Annotated in this window: 11 protein-coding genes; 4 read left to right on the top strand and 7 right to left on the bottom strand. The window is 41.4% G+C overall.

The genetic code is table 11. The annotated features are described in order from the left end of the window. From L650_RS0101045 to L650_RS0101020, 5 genes are all read right to left on the bottom strand, one after another. On the bottom strand, positions 1–1946 hold a 1946-nt coding region (locus L650_RS0101045; protein ID WP_029771852.1), incomplete at its 3' end, for an efflux RND transporter permease subunit. Positions 1947–1958: 12 nt separating this feature from the next. Further along, entirely contained in the window at positions 1959–3128 is a 1170-nt protein-coding gene (locus L650_RS0101040) for an efflux RND transporter periplasmic adaptor subunit (protein ID WP_029771851.1), read from the bottom strand. A 258-nt stretch (positions 3129–3386) separates the two neighbouring features. After that, the gene (locus L650_RS0101030) at positions 3387–4667 is read right to left on the bottom strand and encodes a hemolysin family protein (protein ID WP_029771850.1); all 1281 of its coding nucleotides are present in this window, start codon (positions 4665–4667) and stop codon (positions 3387–3389) included. Between the two features lie 114 nt (positions 4668–4781). Further along, entirely contained in the window at positions 4782–5492 is a 711-nt protein-coding gene (locus L650_RS0101025) for a substrate-binding periplasmic protein (protein WP_024031933.1), read from the bottom strand. Positions 5493–5611: 119 nt separating this feature from the next. Next, positions 5612–6721, bottom strand: coding sequence for an arginase family protein (locus L650_RS0101020; RefSeq protein ID WP_024031934.1), 1110 nt, complete (start codon positions 6719–6721; stop codon positions 5612–5614). A 435-nt stretch (positions 6722–7156) separates the two neighbouring features. Between L650_RS0101020 and udp the strand changes: the two genes are divergently transcribed. Continuing rightward, on the top strand, positions 7157–7912 hold the full coding sequence (gene udp / locus L650_RS0101015) for a uridine phosphorylase (protein WP_004588758.1): 756 nt from the start codon (positions 7157–7159) through the stop codon (positions 7910–7912). An 80-nt stretch (positions 7913–7992) separates the two neighbouring features. On the opposite strand, the gene cdd is transcribed toward udp, so the two are convergent. Together cdd and ppc are read right to left on the bottom strand one after the other, a co-directional pair. Continuing rightward, complete coding sequence (gene cdd, locus L650_RS0101010; protein WP_029771848.1) at positions 7993–8919, bottom strand: cytidine deaminase; 927 nt, start codon at positions 8917–8919, stop codon at positions 7993–7995. 107 nt (positions 8920–9026) lie between these two features. After that, positions 9027–11672: a phosphoenolpyruvate carboxylase gene (gene ppc, locus L650_RS0101005; protein WP_004588760.1), complete on the bottom strand. Its 2646-nt coding sequence runs from the start codon at positions 11670–11672 to the stop codon at positions 9027–9029. 120 nt (positions 11673–11792) lie between these two features. Between ppc and L650_RS0101000 the strand changes: the two genes are divergently transcribed. From L650_RS0101000 to L650_RS0100990, 3 genes are all read left to right on the top strand, one after another. Continuing rightward, positions 11793–12191, top strand: a complete 399-nt coding sequence (locus L650_RS0101000) for a thiol-disulfide oxidoreductase DCC family protein (protein ID WP_029771847.1) — start codon at positions 11793–11795, stop codon at positions 12189–12191. Continuing rightward, on the top strand, positions 12188–12910 hold the full coding sequence (locus tag L650_RS0100995) for an SDR family NAD(P)-dependent oxidoreductase (RefSeq protein WP_029771846.1): 723 nt from the start codon (positions 12188–12190) through the stop codon (positions 12908–12910). Before L650_RS0101000 ends, L650_RS0100995 begins: the two co-directional genes overlap by 4 nt. A 9-nt stretch (positions 12911–12919) precedes the next feature. After that, a partial coding sequence (locus L650_RS0100990; RefSeq protein ID WP_029771844.1) for a flavin reductase family protein occupies positions 12920–13463 on the top strand: 544 nt, incomplete at its 3' end.

Genomic DNA, 13463 nt, shown 5'->3' with positions numbered 1-13463 from the left:
CCTGCCACACCTTGCACAGATAAATCATCACGTTCGCGCTCATCCCAATGCTTAAAGTTTACAAACCCTATTGCTGAGTTTTGACCAGAACCTGCAAAGCTAAATCCGGTTACCGTAAAAATACCGTTAACAGCTTCAGATTGATCGTTTAAATAGTGGTTTTCTACTTTTTTAACCACTTCTAATGTTTCTTCGGTAGTTGAGCCTGCAGGCAGAGAAACCTGGTTAAACAAAATACCTTGGTCTTCATCAGGTAAAAACGCTGTAGGTAGGCTTGAAAAGATATACACCATGCCCGCAACAATAAGGCCATAACATAAAAGGTAGCGCTTAGATAAGCGGATCATACGGCTTACAAAACTTTGCGCGCCGGCATTTGTTTTATCAAACCCGCGGTTAAAACCACTGAAAAAACGGCCAAACATCGAGCTATTATCATGCACGTGGCTAGGCTTTAAAAGCGTGGCACACAATGCAGGTGTTAAAATAAGTGCTACTAATACCGAGAGCCCCATTGCTGATACCAGCGTAATAGAAAACTGACGATAAATAACACCGGTAGACCCACTAAAGAACGCCATCGGAATAAATACAGCCGACAGCACCATGGCAATACCTACTAGCGCGCCTTTAATTTCATCCATCGATTTACGTGTTGCTTCAAGCGCAGAGAGTTTTTCTTCACTCATTACACGCTCAACGTTTTCTACTACAACAATCGCATCATCAACCAGTAGACCTATGGCAAGTACCATCGCAAACATGGTTAATGTATTTATTGAATAGCCAAACGCGTACAAAATACCAAAAGTACCTAACAACACCACAGGTACAGCTATAGTTGGAATAAGCGTAGCGCGGAAGTTTTGTAAAAACAGATACATAACAACAAATACCAGCACAACCGCTTCTATCAATGTATGCACTACTTTTTCAATCGATAACGAAACAAACGGAGTAGTATCATAAGGAACAACAACATCTAAGCCTTCAGGAAAAAACGCTTTTAACTCTTCAATAGCAGCTTTTACACCTTCTGCGGTATCGAGTGCATTTGCCCCACTGGCAAGCTTAATACCTAAGCCCGATGCTGGTTGTCCATCGTAACGCGCTACAACACGATAGCTTTCACCACCAAGCTCTACACGGGCTACATCTTCAAGGCGTACAAACGAGCCATCGGCGTTTGCCTTAACTATAATGTCTTCAAACTCTTTTGCTGTTTGTAAACGGCTTTGCGCAGTAACGGTAGCATTAAGTTGCTGACCTTCAACCGCAGGCATGCCGCCTAATTGCCCAGCAGACACTTGGGCGTTTTGAGCACTGATTGATGCACTAATATCAGCAGGGGTTAACTTGTAGTTTTGCAGCTTAGCTGGGTCTAACCAAATACGCATAGCATACTGAGAACCAAACAGCTGAACCTCACCTACCCCTTCAACACGCGAAACAATATCTTGAACATTAGATGACACATAATCACCAATATCGATATTCGTCATGCTGCCATCTTTTGATACAAAACCGAGTACCATTAAAAAGTTACGTGCAGACTTAGCCACCGATACACCTTGCCTTTGCACTTCTTCAGGTAGCAAAGGGGTGGCTGTGGCTAACTTGTTTTGCACTTGTACCTGTGCAATATCTGGGTCAGTTTCGGCGCTAAATGAAAGCGTAAGGGTTGCTGAACCACTCGACTCAGAAGTCGATGACATATATAGCAAACCATCAAGGCCTTTCATTTTTTGCTCAATAACTTGGGTAACCGTATCCTCTAGGGTACGTGCTGATGCGCCCGGGTATGTTGCAGTAATACTAATTGCCGGCGGGGCAATTGACGGGTACTGAGCTATTGGTAAACTTTGAATAGCTAAAACACCTGCAAGCATAACCACGATAGCAAGTACCCATGCAAAGATGGGTCTGTCGATAAAAAATCGTGACATTAAAACTCTCCGTTATTGCGCTTTGTCAGCTGTTGCTGATGGTGAAACTTCAGTCGGTGTTACCGGCGCTCCAGGGCGAATTTTTTGTAATCCTTCAATAATCACTTTATCGCCATCGCTTAGCCCGTCGGTTACTAACCAGTTTGAACCAATCGTTCTGTCTACTTTTAAAACACGGCTTTCAACGGTGTTTTCTTTGCTAACAACCATGGCTGTTGGCTCGCCTTTTGTATTACGGCTAACCCCACGTTGCGGCACTAAAATAGCGTTTTGTTTTACGCCCTCAACCACTGAGGCACGTGCATACATACCCGGTAATAATAACTTATCAGGATTTGGGAATTTAGCGCGTAAAGTAACCGACCCTGTGCTTGGGTCTACAGTCACTTCAGAGAACTGTAACGTGCCTTTAAGTGGGTAAGTTGAGCCATCTTCCATTTGCAATTCAACATCTGTTTGCGATTGTGAATCAACGCTCAATAAACCTGAAGAAATAGCTTTTTTAAGTTGAGTTAGCTCGTTGCTTGATTGGGTTAAATCAACATAAATAGGGTCAAGCTGGGTCACTGTTGCCAGTGCTGTTGTTTGATTAGCGCTAACAAGCGCACCAACAGTAACGCTCGATTTACTAATTTGGCCACTGATTGGAGAAGATACATGGCTGTAGTCTAGGTTAATTTGCGCCGATTTAAGCTGTGCTTTTGCCGTTAATAGCTCTGCTTGCGCTTGCTTTTGCGCTGCATCTGCTTCGTCAAAGTCTTGCTGACTTACGGCTTTAATTTTTAAAAGCTCGCTATAACGCGACGCTTTTGATTTAGTGCTGGCAATACTTGCCTCAGCGCGGGCAACAGCTGCTTCGCTTGCTGCTAGGTCAGCTTCAAACGTAGCGGGGTCAATTTGATAAAGCGCTTGGCCTTGCTTAACTTGAGCACCTTCTTTAAATAAACGCGATTGCACAATGCCACTTACTTGCGGGCGGATTTCCGCAATTTGAAAAGCACTAATGCGACCGGGAAGCTCCTTTTTTAGTGTAAGCGCTTGGCTTTTTAATGTAATTACACCAACAGGTACTGCTTGTGGAGCTGAAGCTTGTTGCGAGTCAGCTGCTTGGTCGCAACCTGTTAAAGCAACAGATCCAACAAGGGCTGTTAATACAAATAAAGCGATGCGAGAACGCTGCATGTTAAATACCTTTTAGTCTATTTATGTCTAGAGTGAACGATCATTCTAAAGTAAATCTAAACGAGAATAAATTAAAATGGGTGCAAATTTACACTAACTTACAGTTGCAAAATTAAACTACGCCATAGGTTGTAGAAGGTGTTAACTTGATGAAAAATAAAACGGACAAGTATGAAAAATAAACTTTATTGCGGTGCGTTATTTATTAACCTGCAACAAAAAAGCCAAGCTAAGCTTGGCTTTAATGCAAATTTATAACTATTTACTTATACGAGACACCAACAATTGCTCAACCCTTATGCCCTCAACATCAACCACCTCAAATTTAAAGCCATTAAAGGTAAAGTGCTCAGCACGTTTAGGTATACGCTTCATTGTGTATATTAAAAAGCCAGCCACGGTTTCAAAGTGCATTTGATCGGGAAACTCTTCAATGTCTAATACTTTTGCTAAATCAGAAATCGGGGTTAAACCATCCACTAACCACGAGTGCTCATCGCGGGCAATAATAAGTTCATCGCCTTGGTGGGTAATTAAATCTCCCATAAACCCTTTCATTAAATCTTTTACGGTAACAATACCGACTAACAAGGCATATTCATTTACTACCACAGCAAACGGTTTTGCAGCACTTTTAAACGCATTTAGTGCCTCAGACAGGCTTAGGGTTTCAGGTAAATAAAACACGTCTGTTTCAATCAGCGCTTGCTTAATATTAGCTGGCTCACCTTTTAGTACTTGTCGTAGTATATCTTTTGACTCAACAGAGCCGCGTAATTTATCTAAATTTCCCGACACCACTAAAAAATGATTATGGGGGTTTTCAATAATTTTGGTGGCTATATCGTGGCTGCTTTCATTTAAGTCAAAATAAACTATTTGGTCGCGTGGGGTCATTACACTTGATAAAAAGCGTGCTTCTAGTTCAAACACATTGCCAATTAGCTCATACTCTTGTTGTTGTAAGCTGCCGTATTCTGCGCCCGCATCCATCATCGCCACAATGTCTTCGGTGGTAACAATATCTTCTCGCTCTGCGGGTACTTTAAATAAACGCAGTACAAAATTAGTTAAACCATTAAAAAACATTACTAATGGCGTAAGTGCAAAAGTAACCCATCGCATTATCGTTACCACACGCACAGCCACCGCTTCGGGCATGATCATCGCTAAACGCTTTGGCATTAAATCGGCAAATAATATAAACAGCGAGGTAATGGTAAAAAACGAAAATAAAAAGCTAATTTTTTCAAGGTGTACACCTTGATAAAAAAGCACCAAGATACTTTGTACATAAGGCGATAGCGCTTGTTCGCCTACTATTCCGCCTAAAATAGCAATCGCGTTTAAGGCAATTTGGATCATCGCAAAAAACGCCCCTGGATTTTCTTGCAGTTTTAATACCGCGGCCGCGTTATCACTGCCTTCATCGGCCATTACCCGCAGTTTAATTTTACGCGACGCTGCGATAGCAATTTCCGACATGGCAAACAACGCACTGATCAAGATCAATAAGCTAATCCCGATTAAATCACCCATTTAACGCTCCAAAAGTTAGCGCTTTTTCAATAAAAAGCAGCTGATTATAGACGCTTTTTTAAACGCGGCAATTTATATTTATGCTTTTACAGGCTAAATTAATAAGCAATTGAATTAGCGTTGTTTATTTTTCTTTTTTGCTTCATCGAATGCCAGCGCGAGTCTATCTTGTAGGCTTTGCGGCATGTTTTTATTACAGGCAAAGTAAAGGGGGGAGTGTTGTGTATTGAGCGTAAATATAGGCTCTAATAATTTAAGCTTTGGCTCAAACTGTGCGCGGTAGTTAAATTGTTTTTTACTTAAAATAACAAAGTCGAGAATATCGTGCCGTGTACTTATTAATTTATCTATTTTGTCTAAGCTATCAATTATCAATAAGTTTTTAGCCTCACTAAAGCCACGCTCTAGCAAATAATGGTGGCTAAAATTATCCCTAAGCACCGCTGTTTTATATTTTTTAGCGTCGTTAAGCGTTTTTAAGCGAATGTTTCGTGATTTAAGGGCATAAATAGCAGAGTCAAAACTTTCAAGCTCAGCCACCCAGCTAAACTTATCTTCTCGCTTAGGTAACCTTACAATAGAAAATATACAGGTATTCGTATCTCTTAATACTGCATTATAAGACACAGCCCAACTGTGCGCTAACATAGTGTATTTAATATCTGTATTGGCGAGCGCGTTTCTCACTTTATCTACAGAGCGCCCTGCAAGTTGGTTGTTTTCGTCAATGTATTGAAAGTCGGGGAATACTTCGGTCACTATTGTAATTTCAGCTGCATTAAGCCTTATGCATGCAAAACACAACAAAAATAAGTACAGCTTCATTTAGCTTCGCCTCAAAACTAAAACAGATATACACCAACTATAGCCGAGGGTAACCGAACCGCTAGTTTTTAACCTAGCCCTATACACTGATAGGACTAGATTATTTAAAGACTAACTTGCTATTTATTCATTGCACTAATTAAGAACGCTGAAATCTTAGCGCCTTCACGTAATGTTGTTTCTGAACTTGCTTGGCCTACTAATGAGCTGTCGGTAAATGGCGCTATTTCCATCATGTCGGCGCCAGTAATTGGAAACTCATCGGCAATAGCTTGTAAAATATCCAGTGCATGTTGCGGGGTTAATCCGTTATCTTCTGGTGTGCCCGTAGCTGAGGCAAATTCGGCATCGAGTGCATCTATGTCAAAGCTTACATACACTTCATCTACGTTATCGGCTTTAAGCTGCGCAATGGTTTCATCCGCAACCGCTTTTGCACCACGCTCTATTATTTCATTAGCCCAATGTTGTTTTACACCAAAGGTGCTTTCCCAGTGCGATTTAGGTTTACCGCTTGAGCGAATACCAAACTGGATTAAATGATGAGGTGCAGGTAAAAACTCTAATATATGCGTACACCACGAGCCAAAACATAAATCTATCCCTAAGCGCTCTACTAATAAATCGGTATGCGCATCAAAATGAATAATAGCGGTACGTTTGCCTTGCTCGCGCTTAGCTTTTAAATACGCTTTAGTTAACGGGTAGCTAATTGAGTGATCGCCCCCAATACCAAATATGCCTTTATCTTTAAATGTGGCGTAAAAACTGTCACACACATCTTCGGTAATAGAAAGCGGGCTTACGTAGTAATCATCGTTTTTATCGCCGTATAGGGCTTTTTGGCAGTTTGAAATTGTGGCGTCGTTTAAGTATTTATCATGTAATAAATGCGGGATAACGCGTACATCACCTAAATCAAAAGAGCGGCACTGGGTTTGCTGATCAATCAAGGCTGAGCGTAAAAATAATGGCCCCCAGTTTGCGCCACGTAAAATACCGCCGCCACAATCTGAGCTAATACCTAACATAACCGCTTTGTGAGGAGATTCGGGTAATTGTGTTAAAGAATCGCGCCACAAAACATCAACATTTTCGCTTTGCCCATACAATTTATTACGTAATGCCGCTTTACGCTCTTTCGCGGTATTAACTGTAAATACACCATCGCCAGGTGCACATAAACAGTGCTCTACTTTACGTTTAAACGCGTCAAATTGTGTGCTCATAATAAATCCTATACTTGTGTGTTTTATTCATGTGGTTTTGATTAGTTATGCAAAAACTAAAATTATCGGCCTATTTGCAAATAACGCGTAATGCGCTCACTTATTGCTCAAGCGTTATTTACACGCTTATTTAAAAGACGTTAAAATAAAGCCAAAATCAAACCGTAACTATTTGTTATTAAATAACTAAAAACGCTTTTAACCACGTATTGATAAATTTAAATTATCACCATAATCAATACATATAGACTCTCAATAAACAAGTCAACCACCCGCCTTTTAACGAACTTTAAGCCTTTGATTTAATATTCAATGTGAATGAATAAAGCCATCATTTATAAGTATTTTTCAACATCGGACATACGTCCTGTACTTAATTTACATTTGCCGTAATGATGCTAGATTGACAACAAATTTTTATAAAAAGGCTTAGTTATGGAAAAGGTATTTCACTTAGGATTATGTATTGACGATTTAAAAGGGGCTGAACTTGCTATTGTCCCTGGTGACCCAGATCGCGCTGCACGCATTTCTCAATTCCTAGACAACCCAACCTGCCTTGCTCAAACACGTGAGTTTCATGTTTATTTAGGCCAGTTAAATGGTCACTCTGTGGTGATTTGTTCAACCGGTATTGGCGGCCCTTCAACCTCTATTGCTGTAGAGGAGCTGGCACAGCTTGGCGTACGTACTTTCTTACGTATTGGTACTACTGGGGCAATTCAGCCACATATTAATGAAGGTGATATTTTAGTAAGCCAAGCGTCTGTGCGTTTAGATGGCGCAAGCCAACACTTTGCACCACTTAGCTACCCTGCGGTATCTGACTTTTTTGCAACTCAAGCTATGGTGCAAGCGTGTAAAAACCTAGATATCGACTTCCACATTGGTATTACTGCCTCAAGCGATACATTCTACCCAGGGCAAGAGCGTTACGATACGCACTCGGGTTATGTACCTAAGTCATTACAAGGTAGCTGTGAAGAGTGGCAAAACCTAGGCGTGATGAACTACGAAATGGAGTCTGCTACCTTATTTACCATGTGTGCAGCGCTAGGCCTTAAAGCGGCGTGTGTTGCCGGTGTATTGGTTAACCGTACTCGCCAAGAAATTCCAAATGTTGATCACGGTGAAATTGAGAAAAAATCAGTGGCTGTGGTACTAGAAGCTGCAAAAGTACTATTAGGCTAATGCCTTTTTAGCGCTTTAATAAAACAATAAAGCACAGCAATTGCTGTGCTTTATTGTTTTTAGCTTACCCTGAATTCTGGTTACCTTAGCTTTGCGCTAATCACTTCTATTTCTGGCAAATTGCTAAAGCTTGCAAGTACCGCACGTGCTACTCCCCCTTGGTTTTCATGACCTTGGGTTTCTAACAGTGTAATTGCTTTAATCGTTTTATCGTTAAAGCTAAGACCCGCTAAAAACAATTGACTAAGCGCACTTTGAAGTGGCGAAAGGCTTGGGCTGTAAGCCGCGTTTTCTGCGTAACTGCCGTAAAAGTCACCATTATTAAAGGTGCTTATTTTAACTGCGCTAAAGTTGTTACTGTAAGGCACGTAGGCCATTAGCGCCATGGCTGCTAGTTTTTCATCAAGAGCTGTATCTGCAAATGTGTGTTGCTGCTGTTTTGGGTTAAACAGGCTAAAATCGTTGCCTAAATCAGTGGGGCCAAATGAATGCGGTAATAAATCAGCTAATTTAAAATGTTGCTCTGGTAGTAAAATATCAAACTCTTTTGCATCAGCCAGTTCGTTCATAAACTGCCTGCAATAGCCACATGGGGCATCGCTAATTGCTATTTTTAGTATTTTTTTTGCGCCATTTAACCACGCATTGTTAATCGCCGACTGCTCTGCATGCACGACTAAACTAAGCGCTTGGTGATCAAACTCTACATTAGCACCAAAATAAAAATTTATATCACCTTGCTCATCAAGTGCTTTAACAATCGCTCCCACATGAAAATGAGAAACAGGAGCCACCGAAAATTCAGACGCTAAAGGCACCAAACCTTGTAATAACGAATCATCAGATACATTAAGTTGCGCGCATAATTGGCTAATATCGTTAGGATGTAAAATACCGCGCTGGGCTTTTAATTGGCTGCGTAATGCTTGAGTTTGCGTAACGCTTAGTGAGATATGTGAATTTGTGAGTGCTGTGTCTTGTTGCACAGTAAAAGTTGCTGATGCCATAACATATTATAATTATTTAATGGCTAAGTAGTTTAAAAGGTTAGGCGCCTAAATGCCAGCAAAAAAAGGGGGCACACTGTGCCCCCCTATTTTTTAGTTAAAGTAGACTAACCAGTATTGCGCATACCTGCAGCAATACCTGTCATGGTGATCATTAATGCATTATCAATATCACCTTCACTTACTTTATCGCTTGAACGCGAACGGCGCAGCAGCTCAACTTGCAGTACATTAAGCGGATCGGTGTACGGATTACGCAGCGCAATCGACTCTTTTATCCATGGTTGATCTGCCAATAAGCTATTTTGCGGGCTAAGCGATTGCACTAAGCTAATTGCTTCTTCTAGCTCTTTACGTAACGAAGTACCTAGTGGTTTGTACATATCTTCCACCAGCGCGTTATCGTAATGCTCACTTAACCAGCTATCGGCTTTACTAAATACCATTTCTAGCATTTCAAGGCGTGCTCTGAAAAATGGCCATTGCAGGCTCATTTCGTGCAGTGTTTCTATGCCGTATTTATCGAGTGCCGCTTTTAAGCCTGTTAATGCACCAAGCCATGCAGGTAACATTAAACGGTTTTGGCTCCATGCAAAAATCCATGGAATAGCACGTAAGCTCTCAACCCCACCATTTGGGTTACGTTTAGCAGGACGCGAGCCCAATGGTAATTTAGACAGCTCTAGCTCAGGCGTTGCCATTCTAAAGTAAGGAACAAAGTTTTCATCATGGCGAACCACATTACGGTAGTGATCGCACGACTGCTCGCTTATCAACTTCATCACTTCACGCCATTCTTGCTTAGGCTCTGGCGGTGGTAATAAGTTACTTTGCAGTACGGCACCCGCGTAAATGTTTAAACTTTGCAGTGCTACATCGGGTAAACCAAACTTAAAGCGGATCATTTCGCCTTGCTCAGTTACACGCAAGCCACCTTTTAATGAACCAGGCGGTTGTGAATGCAGTGCTTGTGCAGCAGGTGCACCACCGCGCCCTACCGTACCACCACGACCATGGAATAAAACAAGTTCAATGCCGCGCTCATCGGCAAGCTGCACTAGTTTATCCATTGCTTCGTACTGTGCCCAGCCTGCGGCCATCATGCCGGCATCTTTAGCCGAATCAGAATAACCAATCATGACATTTTGGGTATTTTTAATATGCCCGCGGTACCATACGTTATCAAGCAACGTGGTAATTACATCACTACCAGCGTTTAAATCGTCAAGCGTTTCAAACAAAGGCGCTACTGGTAAATCAAACTGACAGCCACTTTCTTTTAAAAGCAGTTGTACAGCTAAAATGTCAGAGGCGGTACGCGCCATTGAAATAATGTACAAGCCAAATGTTTTTTCATCTTGCTTAGCTATTACATCAAAGGTGTCGAGTACTTCTTGCACCTCTGGACTTGGTTGCCAGTTTTTAGGAATAAGCGGGCGGCGTGAGTTAAGCTCGGTAAGCAAAAATGCTTGTTTGTCTTGCTCTTGCCATTGGTTGTAATCGCCTAAGCCTAGGTGACGTGTAAGCTCAGAAAACACATCGCTGTGGCGGTCTGAATCTTGGCGTACATCAAGTTTTGCCAAACGCAGGCCAAAGCTATTTATACGGTGCAGTAAATCAAGTAATAAACCATCGGCGACAACTTTCATGTTGCACTTTAATAAAGAGCGATAGCACACCTCTACTGGGTGCTTGATTTGATTTATATCAGTGATTAAGTCTTCTGAATCGCTGCGCTTATTCTTGATTTTTGCACCTAAATGCACCACTGTTTCAGAGACTTGGTTTTTAAGCTTTTTAAGTACAGCGCGATAAGGTTCAAAGTCTTGTCCTGCCAGCTCAATTAGCTCATCGCTTGCATCTGACATGCTCAGCTCTGCGCTTAGCGTGTCAATATCACGGCTGTATAAATCAAGCGCCATCCAACGACCATGATCAAGTACTTGCTGTGTTACCTGTGCAGTTACAAATGGGTTACCGTCACGGTCTCCGCCCATCCAAGAGGTAAACTCAATGGGGCTGTAATCAATTGGGAGCTCTAAACTTAAATGCTCTTTAACTTGATCTGAAAACTCACGTAAAAAGCGTGGCACAGCGTGCCATAAGCTGTTTTCAATAACAGCGTATCCCCATTTAGCTTCATCAACTGGGCTTGGGCGAGAACGACGAATATCATCAGTGTGCCATGCTTGGCTGATAAGTTGAGCGATACGGTTTAAAATAGCTTCACGCTCTTGTGGTAAATTGTCTTTGCGCTCAAGCGAGGCTAAACAATCACTTAATTCTACGTGCTTATTAATAATTGTACGGCGCGTCACCTCGGTTGGGTGAGCGGTTAATACTAAGTTTATGTGGAGTTTTGAGAGTGTTTCGGCCAGATGATTACTATCTAATTGGCCTTCTTTTGCTTTTGCAGTTAACGTTTTTAATGTTTGAGTGAGAGGGTTTAGTTGGCAAAAACCAACATCATTAAAACGCGAAACAGTGTGGAACTGCTCTGCTACATTAGCTAAATTTAAAAAATGATTAAATGAACGGGCAACCGGTAAAAGCTCTTCATCACTAAGCGCATGTAGTACCTCAATTAGCGCTTGTCTGTCGTCTTCATTACCACTGCGAGATGACTTTGATAAAGCACGAATTTCCTCTACTTTATCTAAAATCGCTTGGCCTTGGGCATCTTTAATAGTTTGTCCTAGTAGCTGCCCAAGTAAATTAACATTACCTCGCAAGGCGGCATATTGTTCACTCATTTCTCAGTCTCCTTTGTTTCATGGAATGCTATTAATATCATCATGAGCGCAGATTTAATAGATCCATTTGCAATGGTGAATCGTAATTAGCTATATGTAAATTATTAGAAAACGGCTTTTATGATCATTTTTTACGACGCCAGCTGCCCGCTTTGCAATACCGAAATGCAGCACCTTAAAGATGCTGATACTAAACATAAAATTGTTTTAGAAGACCTTAATAGCCACGATTTTAGCGCACGTTATCCAAGTGTTAATAAAAACAAGGCCATGGCTATATTGCATGCACAGTTACCAACTGGGGAGATGATTTACGGCTTAGATGTTACCTATCAAGCGTGGAGAACAGTAGGAAAATACCGCTGGTTGAAAATTTTTCGCTTGCCAATAATTCGCTACTTCGCTGATGCCGCCTATATATTTTTTGCAAAACACAGACAAAAAATAAGCCGTTTGCTCATGCCAAACGCCTCCTGTTTAAACGGCCAATGCACTGTTAATACAAAGGACAAACAATGAAAACAATTGTTTTATTTGGTGCCAGCAGCGCAATAGCACAAGCTTATATTGAGCACCTACAAATAAATGCCCCCACAGTGCAAGTTATATGTGTTAGCTCAAAAAAGGCAGATACAAATAGTAATGTTGTTTACCTAAAGAGCGATTACACAGCGCAAAGCTTAGCCAAGGTTACAACTTACTTAAAAGAGCAAAATGCCGATATTCAACAAGTCGTTATGTTTAATGGCACTTTACACAACAAAACCCACATGCCAGAAAAAAAGCTAGAAGAGCTAAACGCAGACTATTTTAACGAATTATTTAATTCCAACACACTCACTCCCTTACTATGCTTACAAAGCATTTTACCACTTTTAACACATAAAACGCAGTGCACTATAACGGCGCTCAGTGCGCGTGTGGGCAGTATTAACGATAATAAATTAGGCGGTTGGTATACATACCGCGCATCTAAAGCGGCCTTAAACATGCTATTTAAAACCGCAGCGGTAGAACTGGCGCGCCGAGCTAAAAATACTAAACTGGTGTTATTTCATCCGGGCACTACCGATACAGCGCTTTCAAAACCATTTCAAAAAAACGTACCTGCGGATAAGCTTTTTAGCGCTGAATTTGTAGCTAAACAGCTTTTTACACTTACGTTTAATAACCCTCATTTAGAACTTAACGGTGAGCCCGCCTATTTAGATTGGCAAGGCGAAACCATCCCCTGGTAAGGATCTTTAATGCATTTTACTAAAGAGCGCATAAACGCACTTGAAAAACACACTCGTACTCATTTAATTAATTCTCTTTCGGGTTTTAAAAGCGCCAACTTAATTGGCACGCAAGACAAGCAAGGCAATACAAATGTAGCTATTGTTAGCTCGGTTATTCATTTAGGGGCTCACCCGCCATTGGTTGGCATGATAATGCGCCCTAATAGCGTGCCTCGCCATACGTTTGAAAACATCATAGAAACCGGCTGTTACACCATTAACCAAGTTAATAAGGCCATATACAAGCAAGCTCATCAAACATCAGCTCGCTACGATAAAGGCGAGTCAGAGTTTGACGCAACAGGTTTAACGCCAGAATACCTAAATGAATTTACAGCCCCTTTTGTGCAAGAGTCGCGATTAAAATACTCTGTAAAATACGTTGAGCACCAACACTTAGCCGTTAATGGCACCGAGCTGGTTATAGGTGAAATTACCGATGTGTATTTAGATGAAGCTGCGCTACAAAGTGATGGCTTTTTAGATTTGCAAGCCATTGAAACAGTGGCTG

Origin of the sequence: Pseudoalteromonas sp. TB51 (genome assembly GCF_000498055.1) — a bacterium.
Taxonomy (GTDB): domain Bacteria; phylum Pseudomonadota; class Gammaproteobacteria; order Enterobacterales; family Alteromonadaceae; genus Pseudoalteromonas; species Pseudoalteromonas atlantica.
This window is presented reverse-complemented; position numbering and strand designations above follow the sequence as displayed.